Raw genomic sequence first — 16,075 nt, 5'->3', positions numbered from 1 at the left:
CTGTCTGAAGAACGTGGGACTGCGGCTCAAGCCGCGGTCAGAAAATCGTGCACCGCCGGCCAGTAGACCTCGCGCTCGTCGCGCATGCCGTGGGTGTGCTCTGCCCTGGCGAGCGTCAGCCGTTCGACATGCGCACCGGCGGGCACCGCGGCGGCCAGGCGGTCGCCGTGACTCGTGGGCGTCCAGTCGTCTCCCTTGCTGTGCACGAGAAGCAGCCGCACGTGGGCGGGCAGCCGCGTGATGGCGAGTTCGGGCCGCAATCGGCGCTCGCCCTCGGGCGCGACGGCGCTGCTCAGGCGCAGCACGGCATGGGCGAAGGGGTAGCTCTTCCAGAACGCCGGCAGGCTGGAGGCGCAGCCCTCGGCCACGATGCGCTGGAAGGGGAAATCCGCCGTACCGAGCGCGTTCAACGTGTTCATCGCGCCGAAGGATGCGCACAGCGCATGCACCGGCAGGCCAGGGAACAGTTGCCGCGCCTGCCGGCCGGCGGCCAGGCTGTCGGCCGGCCAGTCGAAATTGGTGCAGGGGCTGTCGCCGAAACCGTTGTAGTCGAAGGCGAGCACATGGAAGCCCGCCTGCAGCAGCGCATCCGCATGGCCGTTGCGCAGCCAGAAGCCCTTGGCGGCCAGGCCCATCGGGTGGGCGCAGACGACGACGCCGCGCGGCCTGTCAACGGGCGTGCGCTTGAGCACGGCAGCCAGCGTCGACTGGCTCGCACTCGGGATGGCCAGGCGCTCCCAGCCGTCTGCCGGCACGCCTTGCGGCCAGCGCCAGGGTTTCATGAAGCGACCGAAGAACGGCTTCTTCAACTGGCGATGCCAGAACCAGCGCGCGTCCGGCGTGCTGGTGGTCAAGCCCTGCCAGGCGCGGCCAGCGAGTTCACCCATGCTGCTTCACTCCACGCGCAGCCACACCTGGCTGCGATAGAACGGCCCGATGTAGCCGCGCATCTCCAGCTTCTTGCCGCCGTCGATCGGCTTCAGGCGGGTGCGGTAGGTCTTGCCGTTATTGGGATCGAGGATCTCGCCGCCGCCCCAGATGCCGTCGCCTTCGGCCTTCACGCCGCGGATGATCTGCAGGCCGACGATGGGCTGGTCCTTGCGGTCGTCCTTGCACTTGTCGCATTTCGCGTTGGGCTCGGCGCTCGGGTCCAGCAGCTTATCGATGCTGGCCACGAGGGTGCCCCCCTGTTCGCTGATGCGGACCAGCGACTTCGCGGTTTTGCCGTCGTCGTCAATGGTCTTCCACAGGCCCACGGGTGAAGTCTGCGCGAAGGCAAACGCGGGCAACAGCAGGGCAGCAGCGAACAGGAATTTCATCGGGGCATCCTTGTCGTTCATCAAGCGGTTCAGAACAGCGCTTCTTCCATTTCCATCAGCGGCGCCAGGCCCGCACGACAGGTGCGGATCAGCGTCGCCGTCTCGGGCAGCAGCTTGGCGAAGTAGAAGCGTGCCGTGGCCAGCTTGGCCGTGTAGAACGGGTCTCCGCTGTCCTTCTTGGCCAGAGCGATCTTGGCGGCCTGGGCGAAGAAGAAGGCGAAGGTCATGTGGCCGACCACGCGCAGATAGTCCACCGCCGCGGCACCCACCTCGTCGGGGTTGCCGAAGGCCTTCATGCCCAACTCCTGCGTGAGCTTGTTGACCTTGTCGCCCAGGTCGGCGAGCGGGTTCACGAACTCCTGCATGGCTTCATTCGTGCCCTCTTCCTCGATGAAGGCGGCGATCTTCCTGCCGAACTTCTTGAGCGTCGCACCGTTGTTGCCCAGCACCTTGCGGCCCAGCAGGTCCAGCGACTGGATGGTGTTGGTGCCCTCGTAGATCATGTTGATGCGCGCATCGCGCACGTACTGCTCCATGCCCCACTCGTGGATGAAGCCGTGGCCGCCGAACACCTGCATGCAGTGCGAGGTGGCCAGCCAGCCGTTGTCGGTGATGAAGGCCTTGATGATGGGCGTCAGCAGCGCGACCTCGGCCTCGGCGTCCTTGCGCTCTTCCTCGTCGTCGCTCTTCAGCGCCTTGTCCAGTTGCAGCACCGTGTAGCCCTGCAGCATGCGGCCGCCTTCGGCGAAGGCGCGGGCCGTCAGCAGCATCTTGCGCACGTCGGGGTGCACGATGATGGGGTCGGCAGGCTTGTCCGGGGCCTTGGGGCCGGAAAGCGCCCGCATCTGGATGCGGTCCTTGGCGTAGGCAACGGCGTTCTGATAGGCCACTTCGGTCAGGCCCAGGGACTGGTTGCCGACACCCAGGCGTGCCGCGTTCATCATCACGAACATGGCCGCCAGGCCCTTGTTGGGCTGGCCCACCAGGGTGCCGTTGGCGCCTTCCAGCACGAGCTGTGCGGTGGCATTGCCATGGATGCCCATCTTGTGCTCCAGGCCGGCGCAGAAGATGCCGTTGCGGCTGCCCAGCGAGCCATCCGCATTGACGTTGAACTTGGGCACGATGAACAGCGAGATGCCCTTGGAACCCACGGGCGCGTCCGGCAAGCGGGCCAGCACCAGGTGGATGATGTTCTCCGCCATGTCGTGCTCGCCGGCAGAGATGAAGATCTTGGCGCCGGTGATCTTGTACGTGCCGTCGGGCTGCGGCTCGGCCTTGCTGCGCAGCATGCCGAGGTCGGTGCCACAGTGCGGCTCGGTCAGGCACATGGTGCCGGTCCATTCGCCGCTGGTCAGCTTGGGCAGGTAGGTGGCCTGCTGCTCGGGCGTGCCGTGGGCATGCAGGGCTTCATAGGCGCCGTGACTCAGGCCCGGGTACATCGTCCAGGCCTGGTTGGCCGAATTCAGCATCTCGTAGAAGAACTGGTTCACCAGGTGGGGCAGGCCCTGGCCGCCGAACTGCGGGTCGCAGCTCAAAGCCGGCCAGCCGCCTTCGACATACTGCTTGTAGGCTTCCTTGAAGCCCTTGGGCGGCTTGACCTCGTGCGTGGTCTTGTCGAGCACACAGCCCTCGGCGTCGCCGCTGAGATTGATGGGGGCGATGACTGCGGCGGCGAACTTGCCACCCTCCTCGAGCACCGCGTTGATCGTGTCGGCGTCGATGTCTGCATGCGCGGGCAGCATCTTCAGTTCGTCGACGACGTTCAACAGCTCGTGCATGACGAACTGCATGTCACGCATGGGCGGGGTGTACTGGGGCATCGGGGTACTCCTGGAACGGTCAGTGGGTCAAGAAAGGGGTTCAGCGCTTGGCGGCGCCGGTCTTTGGAAGCTTGCGGCTGCCGTCGATGTCGAGGCCAAGCGGCGTGGCGTAGAAAAGGATGGTTCGGTCGAAACCGATGCCGGCACGCGCGAGCGCGCCGGGAATGCGCATGAAGCGCGCGTCGTGATGCAGGGACAGGATCAGGCCATGCAGCTCGAAACAGATCTGCTCGACATCGGCATCGGCTTTCAGATGGCCCTCGCTGATGGCGAGCTGGATGGCCTTTTGCAGCGCCGCATGCCAGGCCTTGACCATGGCCACGAGAGCATCACGCACCGGGCCGGGCCGGTCGTCGAATTCGACGGCGCCGCTGATGTAGATGCAGCCGGAGTCGACCTCGACGGACACGCGCCGCACCCAGCGCTCGAACATCGCGCGCAGCCGCGGCAGGCCACGCGGTTCACGGATGGCGGTGAAGAAGACTTCTTCCTCGAACTTGGCGTGATACTCGGTGACGACTGCGATTTGCAGTTCCTCGCGCGAGCCGAAGTGGGCAAAGACGCCCGACTTGCTCATGCCGGTGACGTCGGCCAGCGCGCCAATGGACAAGCCTTCCAGGCCCATGTGCGAAGCCAGGCCGAGAGCCGCCTCGAGGATGGCAGCACGGGTCTGCTGGCCTTTTTGCAGCGAACGCGCAACGCGCGCCGGCTTCGCAACGCGCAGCGGGGCGGTCTTCTTGGCGGGAGTGGGCAGCGTGGACACGGGCAGAAGGGGCGGAAGCCATCCTGGAATAAAACGAACGATCGTTCTATTTTGCAGGTCGCTCCCGCGACAGCGCCAGCTTGTCCCACCGATTTCCTAGGGTGATGTGCCTAATACGCACGCCAACCTAGTGCTTACCCCAGCCCCTCGCCCAGTCCCGCGCCGCTGAACGCGAGCGTGCCTGGTCGGTCCCCAACGGGGACGGCGATGCTCGCGGCGTCGAGCCGCGAGCACATCGCCCGACGGGCCGGCTAGGGGCGGCCCGGCGCTCGGCCCGAAATACCGGGCGAGCAGAAGCGCCACGCTGTAATGGAGTCACGCTTGAGCGGGAGGTCGCTTCTGAAGTAGTCTCTGCGTTGGAGGTTGACTTCTGTGGATGTGCTCCAACTCGATGTCTCCGGCCGCCCCCAGGCCTGGATCACGACCCGCGAAGCGGCCGTGATCTACGCCTGCGACGGCGTTGCCTGGACGCTGGGCGACCCCTGCCAGGTGCTGCGCGGGGGCTGGCAGCGCATCTCCGGGCGCCAGTCGCGCATCGAGGTCCACCCCATCATTGCCGTGCGCGGGGCCGTGCCCAGCCGGGCCTGGCGCCAGGCGCCGGCGCTGACCAACAGCAAGCTCTTCGTGCGCGACCGCTTCGTCTGCGCCTACTGCGGCCACCACTGCCTGCCCGAAGACCTGACACGCGAGCACATTCACCCGACGTCGCGCGGCGGCTACGACACCTGGATGAACTGCATCACCGCTTGCCGGCCCTGCAATGGCCGCAAGGGCAACCGCATGCCGGAGGAGGCGCACATGAGCCTGCTCTACCTGCCCTATGTGCCCAGCCTGCACGAGGACATGATCCTGCGCGGCCGCCGCATCCTGGCCGACCAGATGGAGTTCCTGCTCGCCAGCGTGCCGCGCAGCTCGCGCCTGCATGGGTAATTCGCGGCGATTGAGGGTCATTCCCGTTGACCGCCAACGGTAAAGAGTTGTAGCCGGGGGCATCGAGCCGTCAACGGCGAGACAATTGGCGACGTTGGGCTGCCGTTTTGCCCAAGGAGTATTCGAATGTCCAAGCTCATGACTTCCCTCACCCTGGCCGCCGCGGTTGCGCTGTCAGCCTGCTCGACCACCAGCCCCGACGTCGTCCAGCGCGGTGACGCGCAACGCATGTCGCAGATCATGGACGCCACCGTGCTGTCCTCCCGTCCCGTCACTGTGGACGGCTCGCAGAGCGGCGTCGGCGGCGTGGCCGGTGGCGTGACCGGCGCGATTGCCGGCAGCTCGGTGGGCGGCCGCCGTGAAGGCGCAGTCGTCGGCGTCATCGGCGCCGTCGCCGGTGCCGTCATCGGCAATGCCATCGAGCGCTCGGCCACCAAGGAAGATGCGCTGGAAATCATCGTCCAGCTGCGCAATGGCGAACGCCGCGCCATCATCCAGGCCAAGGGCGCCGAGGCCTTCAACAGCGGCGACCCCGTCGTCCTCGTGACGACCGGCGGCAAGACCCGCGTGACGCGCGCACCCGCCGTCGTTCCCGCTGCTCGGGCCACCAACGGCTGACCGCTCACGGGCAGGTTTCCTCGAACGGGGACAATCCGGCCCATGAGCATGAAGAAAACCGATCTCGAACGCCTGGCCGGCCTGAAGCTGGACGCCGCAATGCGCGGCAAGGCGGCCCCAGGCCGCTTCGGCCACGCCGCTGCCGCCCTGCCCGACCGCAAGGCCCAGCGCAAGCTGGACGCCGCCGCCGGCCTCGTCCCCTTTGCCTGCAAGCTGCCCGCCGAGCTGACCGAACAGCTGCGCGACCGGGCCGCCGGACATGAAGGCGGCATCAACGCGCTGGTGGCCGAACTGCTCGCCAAGGGATTGAAGGCATGAGTGAAGTTGACGAACCCGTCTTCGAAGCCCGGCTGTGGCGTGACAACGGCTGGACCGCCCAGGTCATCAAGAACGAGGACGATGAAGGCTGGGCCGTCGCGATGTTCAAGGCCGGCGAAAGCGAGCCGGCCCTGGTCGGCCCCTGGACCATGGGGCGCGACAAGAAGAATCCCAAGCCCCTGGACGTCAACGCCTTCAACACGCTGGTGAAGACGGCCTCCGAGGTCCTCCGCCGCCATGAGCAGCAGTTGCATGCGCAGCTGAACAAGGCGTTGTATGTCGCTCGCGACGGCGCCTGGCTGAAGATCACGCTGGAGATCGTGCCTGCCGAGGACGACCCCTACGCCTGGCTGGCGGCCTTCGATGCTGCCGGCGAGCGCTTGGCGCAGGTCAAGGTCGCCGCCGGCTTCAAGCTCAGCCAGGCGTCCGCCGAAGCCTGGGTGGACAACGGCTATGAGCGTCCCGCAGGCCGGGACTGAAGCCCCTCGCCCAGTCTCGCCCTGCTGAACGCAGGCGAACCTGGTCGGTCCCCCGCGGGGACGGCGATGCTTGCGGCATCGAGCCGCAAGCACATCGCCAGCGCGGGCCGGCTAGGGAGCGGCCCAGCGCTCGGCCCGCAAATCAATGCGGCAAGGACACGCGAACGCGCCACGGACAGCCGAAATCGAGGTCCGATTGCGGCCAGACGCGCCCCGGCCGTGTCTGAAGAATGACGTGCATCCCCTTCAACGGAGCACGTCATGTCCTTTCGCATCACCGGGCTGTCCGCCCAACCCTTCAAGCACCTCTTCGGCCTGAGCGACGCAGCGCTGGCCGACCATGGCGCGCAGCGTCATCGCGGCGCCGGCCTGCCGGACCGCGTCGAACTGCGCGACACGACGGCGGACGAGTCCGTGCTGCTCATCAACTATGAGCACCAGCCTGCCGACACGCCCTACCGCTCTCGCCATGCCATCTACGTGCGCGAACAGGCAGGCGAAGCTTTTGACGCCATCGACACCGTGGCGGATGCCCTGCGCAGCCGCCTGCTGTCATTGCGCGCCTTCGATGCGGCGGGCCTGATGGTCGATGCGGACGTCGTCGACGGCGCCGCGATCGAGGGCCTCATCGAGCGCCTGCTGGCTCAGCCCAAGGTGGACTACATCCACGCGCATTTCGCCCGCCGCGGCTGCTATGCGGCCCTGATCCGGCGCGCCTGAACCCGCCCCCCCGAGTCGGGGGACACCCCCAAGTTCAAAGCCCACGACGCGGACCGGCGGCAGATAGATTGCGCCGAACCTCACTGGAGACGCGCGATGACTTCGATGCCCCGCCTGCCGCTGCTCGCCGCTGCCGCCTTGCTGACGGTCGCGCCCGCCTGGGCCGCCACGCTGTACACCTTGCCCGCGCCGACGGCCGCGTTGGACACCACGGTCTCGGTGACCACCAATTTCGCCGCTGGCGCCGGCGCCGGCCTGATCGACTTCACGCTGGCGGGCTACGCCACCTTGGACGGCGACAACGGCTACATCGACATCCTTCACGTGACGCTGAATGGCAGCGAAGTGTTCAGCGGCACCTGGAATCTTGGCGGCGGTGGCACCGACCGCGTGCTGTTCAACCCGAACGGCGCCACGGTCGGTGCGGTGGTCAATCAGCAACTGACGATCAGCATTCCCGTCACGCTGGCCGCAGGCAGCAACCAACTGGTCTTCAGCATCGACAGCCCAACGAGCTTTGAAGGTTCAGACCGTGCCGGCTTCCAGGGCCTGGGCGACGAGGGCTGGGGCCTGAACGCCGCGACCGTGACCGGCACCACCGCCCCGGTGCCCGAACCCGCCAGTGGCGCGCTGCTGCTGGCCGGCCTGGGCATGTTCGGCTGGCTGGCCAGGCGCCGCCGCTAAGCCAGGTCCACAACGACCAGAGCCGCCTCATCCCGCGGCAGCGTCTGCACGCGACGCCCATCCGGTGCGATGACCACGCTCACTCCGAAGCCGCGCTGCTCTGGCTCATTCAGCGACTCGGGCCAATTGCTCTGCAGCACCCAGGCGCCCAGCTCGCGTGCCAGCGCTTCGGCGCCATCGCGATAGGCTTGGCACAGCGCCGCCTGCTCGGCATCGGACTCGCTGATGTAGCTGGGCCAGAAGATCACGCGCGGCACCGAACCGCTGGTCGCGGCATGCAGTTCTGCCAGCAGCGCCGCCCCGTCCAGCGTCTCGCGGCACAGCACCGAGGTCGCCAGCACGCCACCAATGGTGGTCCAGCCCCGCTCACGGCCACGCGCGAAGAAGGTCGCCTCGCTGTCGGTCAAGCCGCGCTTGTGCACACGGCCCAGTTCGCAGCCCGAGGCATCGATGTAGAGATGGCTGTTGAACACCGCACCGCCCTCACCCAGGGTCGGCACGCCGATGGCCGCCGCGATGCACAGCCGGGCACAGGTCGCGCGCAGTTGCGCCTCGGCGTCGGCCAGGGCCTGCTGATCGAGCAACTCGGGCACGCGGCGGTGAAAGCCCGTCAGCGCCAGCTCGGTACCGATGCAGCCCTGCGCCCCTGCCGCCGCAGCAGCCTCCAGTGTGGCGAGCGTCTCGGCCACGTTGGCCTGCAGCGTCCAGTGCATGCGCGGCTGGCTGACCGCCCAGCGCGGGGTGGGCGTCAAGCCGCCATCTCGAAGGTCAGCCCGGCGCGTTCATGCAGACGCCGCACCAGGGCGAGGCCCATCGCGCTGCCGGGTGTCCAGACGCCGCCGGGCGTCGCGTCGCGGCCCACGTCCTGCACGAGGCACAGCGCCGCCTCGCTGATGAGCTTGCACGTCGAGCCATAGCCGGGGTCACGATCGCCCTTGACGATGGCGCGCAATGTCTCGCCGCCCGCTGACTTGCCCGTGAACCAGAGCACGTAATGCCCGGCCTCGCGCGCCGCCTTGTTCGGGCCGTCGCCCGGCTGGGTCAGCACGAAGCGGCGCAGCAGGGCACGCATCGGCGTGAAGCCCAGGGCCAGGTTCTGCAAGCGGGTGAAGCGTGCCAGCGCCATCGCCTTCCTGCGGCCCTTGTCGCCCTGGCCGGGCCTACCGGTCAGCAGCTTCTCGCTGTAGATGAAGTCGGCACCCCAGGGATGGCCGCGCAGCGCATTGCTGCGATGCACGTTCTTGGTGTTGATGGTGGCCATGAAGAAAGGGCCGCTCCAGGCATCGGCCCAGTCGTCGAAGCTCGCGTCCTGGCCGCTGGGCTGCCGTGGTCCCTTGAAGCCCGGCGTCAGCGCAAACGGGTTGGCCATGACCTTGATGAGACCGGGCTCGCGGCGCACCGCTTCGATGGTCTCCATCATGCTGGCCAGCGTGCCGCCCGAGGCTGTGCCCTTCACGCGGGCGACACGACCGCGCACCTCCGGCAACGGCGCGCCAAAGCGCTTCTGCGCCTCGGCCTGCAGGTAGACCACTCCCAGGTCGAAGGGGATGGAATCGAAGCCGCAGGAGAAGACGATGCGGGCACCGCTCTTTTCGGCCAGCGGCCTCAGCTTGTCGATCATCCTCGCCATCCACAGCGGTTCACCGCACAGGTCAACGTAGTCGGTGCCACCCTCGGCGCAGGCCGTGGCGAGCGGTTCGCCATGGAGCTGATAGGGGCCGACCGTCGTGATGACGCAGCGCGTGCGCGCCACCAGCGCCTTCAACGCCGCGGGGTCCTTCGCGTCGGCTTTCAGCAGCGCCACGGCGGGCGGCAGATGCAACTCGTCACGCACCTTGCCAAGCTTGTCCAGGCTGCGCCCCGCAATCGCCCAGCGCGCGCCGCCGGCGCCGCTGAGATGCAGGTACTCGGCAACGAGCCGGCCAGTGAAGCCGGTCGCGCCGAAGACGATCAGATCGAATTCCTTGTCTTTCACTCGCCCCTGCCTTTCATAGCCAGCCAATCGCTGCGCAGCAGCGACAGCGCATGGCAGTCGACATACTCGCCGGCCACGAAGACGATGCCGCGCTGCACGCCCTCGTGCCTGAAGCCGCACTTCTCGGCCACGCGCCGCGACGCATGGTTGTGCACCGACATGCCGCAGGACAGGCGGTTCACCGGCCAGTTCTCGAACAGATAGTCGACCAGCAGCGCGGCGGCCTCGCTGGCCAGCCCCTGGCCGCGCATTGCGACGTCGGCCAGCGTCCAGCCAATCTCGCGCGCCGTCGTGTAGCGGGCCGCGGCGAAGTGCACCACGTCACCGATGACGCTGCCGTCGTGCAGGTGACAGATCAGCAGGCGCTCGGCGTCCTCGTTGGCAAAGCCGCTCTCCTTCCAGCGCTGGTCCACGGCATGCGGCGTCATCATGCGCGAGCCCAGGAAAGGGCCGCGCACCTGCGGGTCGCCCGTGGTGCGCTTGAGCCAAGGCAGGTCATCTTCGGTCACATAGCGCAGGCCGACGCGTTGTCCTCTCAGCATGGGTGCGGGTTCCTTGAATGAGAAAACCCGGCCGAGGCCGGGCTTCGGGGTCATTGTGATTCAGTTGAAGTAGGGGCGCTCGTGGCTCTGGAGCAGGCGCTTGGCCGCCTCGCGCCATGCCGGTGGGGTGCGCCCAGCCAGGCGCACGGTGGCCATGCTGTAGGCCTGGCCGCGCAAATCGAGCGCCAAACCCAGCAGATGCTTTTCGGCGCCGGCCAGCGTGGCAGGGCCGCCCAGCGCGTCGTGAAAGGCTTCGAGCTTGTGGATCTGTTCGGGCTCGATGCCCGCACTGGCCATGGCCTCGGCGGGCAGCGCGGGCGCGGGCCGTCCCTCGCGTTCAGCCAGGGCCAGTGAAGTCCAGTAGGTCAGCTCGTCCACGCCATCGTCGGGTGGCAAGGCCGCGACACGCCGGCGCAGCTCGGCCGAGGCGCCATCGGAGGCCGCTGCAAGACGCAGCAGATGCGGGGAAGGCGCGCTGTCGACGCCGGCCGCCTTGTCCGGTTCGCCGGCCGCGAGCTTGGCCATGGCCTCAGGCTCGGCGACCAGGGCTCGCGCCCGCATCTGGTAGCCGAGCGCGGCCAGCAGCCGGCTCGGTGGGTCGATGCGCTCCGCCTCGACGCCCAGCTCCTTTTCGCCCAGCAGCCGACGCAGCCGGTTAGCCTCGATGGCCGCAAACGGCGCCAGCGCCGGCTCTGCGCGTGCCAGCTCGTAGTCACGCAACGCCACGCGCCAATTGGCATTGCCGGCTTCTACCTTGGCCGCGCCATAGGCCAGCCATGCATCTTGAGGGAAGCGCGCCAGGCCCGCCACCATGGCGGCGTCACGAAGCGGGCCGTCGGGCAGGCATCGCCCGGCCAGATAGACCGCATGGCCATCGGCCGACGCGGCGTCCGCACGGCGGCCGAGTTCGTCGCACAGGGCCTTGCGCTCGTCGGTGGGCAGGGTGTCCAGGCGTTCGCGCATGAGCTCGATTCCTGAAGGCTCGCGCGCCAGGGCGGCGGTCAGCAGCTTGTCATGCGCAGGCTGACCGCGCAGCAGGCGCAGCCAGACATAGCGCACGGGTGAATCGCGGCGGTCCCAATGCAGATGCAGCTCGCTCAGGCGTTCGAGCGCCGCGGCGTCATCGCGCAGCAGGCTGAGCTGCATTCCCGGCGCCACGTCTGCCCCGCTGTAGAGCACGCGGCGGACTTCCGTCTGCCCCTGCTTGACCGAGACGCTCTGCGGTGGGTCGCCGAAGAACACATCCGCCTCGCTGGCCGACCAGCGTTTCGCGCCCAGCATCCTGGGCGGTGCAGGCCCGGTGTCGCGGCCATAGGTGTAGGTCAACTCGACCAGTGGCGCGGCGCCTGCGACGTTGTAGACCGGATGGCCGGGGCCGTGCTCAAGCGCCACCTCGAAGCGCTCGATAAGCTCGCCCTGCGCGGTCTCGGCCACGATGGGCAGATGCGCGTCCGGTGCCTGCGCGACCACGGCTGCACCGAAGGCGGGCAGGGTGATCGCACTCGCACCGCCGATCCGTACCTGGACCGGACGGTCCAGGCCATTGAGCACCTGCACGTCGATGTCGCCATAGCCGCCGCCAAAACCCAGCACGCCGACGACGATGCCGCCGGCCACCGCGACGCGCGCCGCCGCCGCGCCGCGGCCCTGGGCAGCCAGGAAGCGCGCCCACAGGTTGGGGCGCAGGTCGCGCGGGCGCTCGGCCCCCTCGAGCAGCGTGGCGTAGCCGCGCGGCGCGGACGGCACCGTGGACTCGCCCGTGGGTTGCTGTGCAGCAGCGCGGTTTTCCGCGACCAGCAGTTCCGCCAGCGCCGCATCGCGGAGTTCGCCCAGGGCGTGCTCGGCCGCATCCATCCAGCTGTCGATGACGCCGAGCCAGTCGCCCAGCTGGCTGATGTCGGGCGGTCCAAGCTTCAGCTCACCGAGGGCCGCCGCCCAGTTGTCTGCCTGCAGCCGCTTGCATGTGGCTGCGTCCAGCACGACATCGAGCGCCTCGGCATAGACCTGCTGCAGCGCGTGATGCAGCCGGCCGCCCGCATCCCGCACGCGCATGCGGCCCGCATCGCTGATGCGGCCGGTGGTCTCGACGCGCACCGTGTGCGCCAGCGCGCCGCGCAGGTCGCGCAGGTTGGCGGCGGTGTGCTCGGCGTAATGCACTTGCGCCAGCAGGCCGCGCAGCCGTGCTTCGCTGCCGTCGCCCACTGCTCGCGCCAGTGCCAGATGGGTGGCACGGGCGGCCTGGTCATGGCGGCGCAGTTCGGCCAGCAGCTCGGCGTGTTCCGCCGGCTCCTTGTCGGCGTCAATGCGGCGCCAGCGGCGCACGGCCTCGCCCAGGCTGGCCGGATAGAGCGCGGCGAGGCGCTGGATACCCTGCGTTTCATCGGGCAGGTCGCCGATCAGCTGGCCGGGTTCGGCCACATGGCGGGTCAATGCCCGGCCCAGGTAGGCACCGCGATAGCGCGGCTGCAGCAGCTCACCGCCGAAGCGCTCTTCCAGTGCGGCATGCAGGGCCGCCTCGTCCATGGCCTGCGCGGCCTCGGGCGTCTCGATCAGCCGGCGCGTCACCTGCCCGCGCAGCGCGGCGGCGTTCTCGAACAGCGTCCAGGCACTGCGCTCATCCACGTCGCTGGCCCGGTATTCGGCCTTGGCACGCGCCTCGCGCTCGTGGTTGAGGGGGTGGGTGCGCCACATCTGCGGCACGGCGCTGTCGGCGGTGTCGAAGAGGCGGGTCGGGCCAGCCTGCCGAGGCGGCACGCGGCCGTAATCGGCGTCATCCAGCATGCGGCCGGTGCGCTCGGCGATCTGCTCCTGCAGCGCGAACAGGTCGCCCACCCACTGCTCCTTGGCCCGCAGCTCGCTCGCGACGCCAGCGGCACGGTCCCAGTCGATGTCGGCTGTCTGCAGCTTGTAGAGGGCGTGCACGAGGGCGTCGCTGCCGGTCAGCGCGACGGCCACCGCGTCGGCGCCGTACTCCATCTCGCGGCCCAGGCTGCGCTGCAGCAGCTGCACACCGGTGAAGACGCTGTCCACCAGGCTGCGAATGGCCCAGACGATGACGCTGAGCAGCCAGCCGACCCAGGCGATGCGGAAGTCGAAGCGGCTCAGGGCCTGCAGGAAGTTGTCCAGCATGTCGCGCTGCGCCACCAGCCGCGCGGCGATCTGCTGGGCCACGTAGACCCATCGGCCGACGGCCATGGCGCGCTGGGCGAAGTGGCCGAACTCGTGCGCCAGCACCGCGCGCAACTCGCTGCGGTTGAGCACGTTGACCAGGCCGAGACCGATCTCCAGGTTCTTCTTGGTCGGAAAGAGCAGGTTCAGTGGCGACAGGTCGTAGAACACCGCCGCGTTGACGCGCGCCGACACCAGCACACGGTGCGGACGCGGTGCGCCGACAGCATCGGCAATGGCGTTCAGCTCGACGAACAGCGCGGGCTGGTCGGTGGACTGGATCTCGAGGCTGTGGTCTTCAGCGCGTCGCTGGCGAAAGAACAGCGCCTTCAGCATGAAGACGGTCAGCAGCGCCGCGCACAGCGCCACCAGAAAGGCCCAGAAGCCGTCGCTGCGGCCGGCGAAGGCGCTCTGGCCCAGCCGCCACGCCGTCCAGGCGAACCAGCCGGCCAGGCCGAAATAGATGCCGAGGAAGGCGACCAGCGAGGCCACGGCGCCCCAGGCCCGCAGTTGGTAGCTGCGCGGCGTGGGCGCCGGCTTGACGGACGGCAGCGGCCCGACAGGGTGTGAGTGTTGCAAGAGATCCTCCCTTCACGCGCCGGGGCTCTGTGGCCCCTGGGCGCTCATCGATGGCTTAGAAGTGAATCCCTCGCATCATTTGCTGCATCGCGATGGCCTCGGGCGACAGCCCCGACTTGCCCGACTTGTCGCCCTTGGCGGCCGAGCTGTCGGGGAACATGCGGAAGGTCGTGTTCATGACGATCTGCGCGATGCGCGGCGCGGCGGCGTGCAGCATCTCGCCCGAGATGCCCAGGCGCGTGGCGATGCGCACCGGCTTGTTGATGCAAGCCTGCGCAATCATGTCGCCGGCCTCCTCGGGCGCCAGCGTCGGCACGTTCTTGTAGATCGCCGTGGGGGCGATCATCGGTGTGCGCACCAGCGGCATGTTGATGGTCGTGAAGGTCACGCCCGTGTCGGCGAACTCGCTGGAAGCACAGCGCGTCCAGGCGTCCAGCGCAGCCTTGCTGGCCACATAGGCGCTGAAGCGCGGCGCATTGGTCAGCACGCCGATGGAGCTGATGTTGACGACGTGCCCCTTCTTCTTGGCCACCATGCCGGGCAGCAGGCCCATGGTCACGCGCAGGCAGCCGAAGTAGTTCAGGTCCATCGTGCGCTGGAAGTCGTGGAAGCGGTCGTAGCTGCTCTCGATGGCGCGGCGGATGGAGCGGCCGGCGTTGTTGATGAGGAAGTCGACGCCGCCGAACTCGTCGGTGCACCACTGGATCAGCCCGGCGCAGCCGGCCTCGTCGGCGATGTCGCAGGCGTAGCTGTGGATCTGCGCGTCTTTGCCCGCCGCAGCCTTGATCTCCTTGACCGCTTCGGCCAGCTTGGCCTCGTCACGCGCGCAGATCAGCGTGATGGCGCCGGCCTCGGCGAACTTGATGGCCGCGGCCAGGCCGATGCCCGAGGAGCCACCCGTCACCAGCACCACCTTGCCGCCGGTCGCGCCGCGCAGGGAACGGTCGATGAACAGGGCCGGGTCGAGATGACGCTCCCAGTAGTCCCACAGCCGCCAGGCGTAGTCGTTCAGGTCGGGGCAGGCGATGCCCGAGCCCTTCAGCGCGGCCTCGGTGTCGCGGCAGTCGAAGCGGGTCGGGTAGTTGACGAAGGTCAGCATGTCCTCGGGGATGCCGAGGTCCTTCATGACCGCATTCTTGATGCGGCGCACCGGCGCCAGCGCCATCAGGCCCTTCTTAACGCTCTTGGGGATGAAGCCCATCAACGCGGCGTTGATGAAAAGGTTCATCTTGGGCGCGTGCGCGGCCTTGCTGAAGATGTCCAGCACATCGCCGACACGGTAGCCCTTGGGGTCGACGAGGTGGTAGCAGCCCTGTCCCTTGCTGACCTTGTGCGAGATGTGGTCGAGCGCGTCGACGACGAAGTCCACCGGCGCGATGTTGATGCGGCCGCCCTCCAGGCCGACGCTGGGCAGCCACGGCGGCAGGATCTGGCGCATGCGCTGGATCAGCTTGAAGAAGTAGTAAGGCCCGTCGATCTTGTCCATCTCACCGGAGGTGGAGTCGCCCACCACCAGCGCGGGGCGGTAGACCGTCCAGGGGCGCTTGCACTCCTTGCGCACGATCTTCTCGCTCTCGTGCTTGGTCATGAAGTAGGGGTGATCGAGGTTCTCGGCCTCCTCGAACATGTCCTCGCGGAACACGCCCTCGTACAGGCCTGCCGCCGCAATCGAGCTGACATGGTGCACATGGCCAGCGTCGATCGCCTGCGCGAACTCCACCATGCTGCGCGTGCCCTCGATGTTCACCGCGACCTGCGACTCCTCGTCGGCGCCGAGGTCGTAGACCGCAGCCAGATGGTAAAGGTGGTCGATCTGGCCCTTCAGGCTCTTGATGACGTCGCTGGCCACGCCGAGCTTCTTGCTCGTCAGGTCGCCGTAGACGGGGATCGCGCGGGTCTTGCTGACGCCCCAGTAGGCGAGCAGGTCGGGCAGCTTGGCCGCACTCTCCTCGCGCATCAGGAAATGGACCGTGCTGCCGCGGCGAGCCAGCAGCTTCTTGACGAGCCGCTTGCCGATGAAGCCTGTGGCGCCGGTGACGAAATACTGCATGCGGGTCTCCTGCTTGTGGATTTGGACGTTGTCGCGCTGATTCTTGACCAGGGTTTGCGGCCGCCCGCTGGGCACTTTCCCCAGGAAACGGCCTTCGCCATCGTAGAGCG

15 protein-coding genes are annotated in these 16,075 nt (G+C 68.1%); 6 read left to right on the top strand and 9 right to left on the bottom strand.

What is annotated here, in order from left to right; translation table 11 throughout:
• Positions 1–26 precede the first annotated feature (26 nt).
• The 4 genes from ASC95_RS06220 to ASC95_RS06205 are packed head-to-tail and all read right to left on the bottom strand — an operon-like array spanning position 27 to position 3,893.
• Positions 27–887: a S9 family peptidase gene (locus tag ASC95_RS06220; protein WP_057296837.1), complete on the bottom strand. Its 861-nt coding sequence runs from the start codon at positions 885–887 to the stop codon at positions 27–29.
• A 6-nt stretch (positions 888–893) separates the two neighbouring features.
• Positions 894–1,319, bottom strand: coding sequence for a DUF2147 domain-containing protein (locus ASC95_RS06215; protein ID WP_057297074.1), 426 nt, complete (start codon positions 1,317–1,319; stop codon positions 894–896).
• 29 nt (positions 1,320–1,348) lie between these two features.
• Positions 1,349–3,139: an acyl-CoA dehydrogenase C-terminal domain-containing protein gene (locus ASC95_RS06210; protein ID WP_057296836.1), complete on the bottom strand. Its 1,791-nt coding sequence runs from the start codon at positions 3,137–3,139 to the stop codon at positions 1,349–1,351.
• A 40-nt stretch (positions 3,140–3,179) separates the two neighbouring features.
• Entirely contained in the window at positions 3,180–3,893 is a 714-nt protein-coding gene (locus ASC95_RS06205; protein WP_235537759.1) for a TetR/AcrR family transcriptional regulator, read from the bottom strand.
• A gap of 381 nt (positions 3,894–4,274) precedes the next feature.
• Here ASC95_RS06205 and ASC95_RS06200 point away from each other — a divergent pair, with 381 nt between their 5' ends.
• The 6 genes from ASC95_RS06200 (at position 4,275) to ASC95_RS06175 (ending at position 7,651) form a co-directional block, all read left to right on the top strand.
• A complete protein-coding gene (locus tag ASC95_RS06200; protein WP_056203026.1) occupies positions 4,275–4,832 on the top strand; it encodes an HNH endonuclease in 558 nt (185 codons plus the stop codon).
• Between the two features lie 138 nt (positions 4,833–4,970).
• Positions 4,971–5,450 (top strand): glycine zipper domain-containing protein, encoded by a 480-nt coding sequence (locus tag ASC95_RS06195; protein WP_057297073.1) that lies wholly within the window; start codon positions 4,971–4,973, stop codon positions 5,448–5,450.
• Positions 5,451–5,492: 42 nt separating this feature from the next.
• Positions 5,493–5,768 carry a hypothetical protein gene (locus ASC95_RS06190; protein ID WP_057296835.1) on the top strand — a complete coding sequence of 92 codons (276 nt, stop codon included), beginning with the start codon at positions 5,493–5,495 and terminating at the stop codon, positions 5,766–5,768.
• Complete coding sequence (locus tag ASC95_RS06185) at positions 5,765–6,247, top strand: hypothetical protein (RefSeq protein ID WP_057296834.1); 483 nt, start codon at positions 5,765–5,767, stop codon at positions 6,245–6,247. Before ASC95_RS06190 ends, ASC95_RS06185 begins: the two co-directional genes overlap by 4 nt.
• A 261-nt stretch (positions 6,248–6,508) precedes the next feature.
• Positions 6,509–6,967 (top strand): DUF1203 domain-containing protein, encoded by a 459-nt coding sequence (locus ASC95_RS06180; RefSeq protein ID WP_057296833.1) that lies wholly within the window; start codon positions 6,509–6,511, stop codon positions 6,965–6,967.
• Positions 6,968–7,063: 96 nt separating this feature from the next.
• On the top strand, positions 7,064–7,651 hold the full coding sequence (locus tag ASC95_RS06175; RefSeq protein WP_082567509.1) for a PEP-CTERM sorting domain-containing protein: 588 nt from the start codon (positions 7,064–7,066) through the stop codon (positions 7,649–7,651).
• Here the strand turns inward: ASC95_RS06175 and ASC95_RS06170 are convergent.
• Genes ASC95_RS06170 through ASC95_RS06150 form a run of 5 tightly spaced genes read right to left on the bottom strand, consistent with a single transcriptional unit; the run spans position 7,648 to position 15,965 of the window.
• Positions 7,648–8,403 carry a nitrilase-related carbon-nitrogen hydrolase gene (locus ASC95_RS06170; RefSeq protein WP_057296831.1) on the bottom strand — a complete coding sequence of 252 codons (756 nt, stop codon included), beginning with the start codon at positions 8,401–8,403 and terminating at the stop codon, positions 7,648–7,650. The genes ASC95_RS06175 and ASC95_RS06170 overlap by 4 nt on opposite strands.
• Positions 8,400–9,626, bottom strand: a complete 1,227-nt coding sequence (locus tag ASC95_RS06165; protein ID WP_057296830.1) for a trans-acting enoyl reductase family protein — start codon at positions 9,624–9,626, stop codon at positions 8,400–8,402. The genes ASC95_RS06170 and ASC95_RS06165 overlap by 4 nt, the downstream gene beginning before the upstream one ends.
• A complete protein-coding gene (locus tag ASC95_RS06160) occupies positions 9,623–10,168 on the bottom strand; it encodes a GNAT family N-acetyltransferase (protein WP_162250725.1) in 546 nt (181 codons plus the stop codon). Before ASC95_RS06160 ends, ASC95_RS06165 begins: the two co-directional genes overlap by 4 nt.
• A gap of 60 nt (positions 10,169–10,228) precedes the next feature.
• A complete protein-coding gene (locus ASC95_RS06155) occupies positions 10,229–13,915 on the bottom strand; it encodes a M48 family metallopeptidase (RefSeq protein WP_057296828.1) in 3,687 nt (1,228 codons plus the stop codon).
• Positions 13,916–13,970: 55 nt separating this feature from the next.
• Positions 13,971–15,965 (bottom strand): SDR family oxidoreductase, encoded by a 1,995-nt coding sequence (locus ASC95_RS06150; RefSeq protein ID WP_057297072.1) that lies wholly within the window; start codon positions 15,963–15,965, stop codon positions 13,971–13,973.
• Between the last annotated feature and the right edge of the window lie 110 nt (positions 15,966–16,075).

This window comes from Pelomonas sp. Root1217 (assembly GCF_001425705.1).
In the GTDB taxonomy this organism is placed as follows: domain Bacteria; phylum Pseudomonadota; class Gammaproteobacteria; order Burkholderiales; family Burkholderiaceae_C; genus Pelomonas.
The sequence above is the reverse complement of the archived record's forward strand: the minus strand, read 5'-3'. Positions and strand labels throughout refer to the sequence as shown.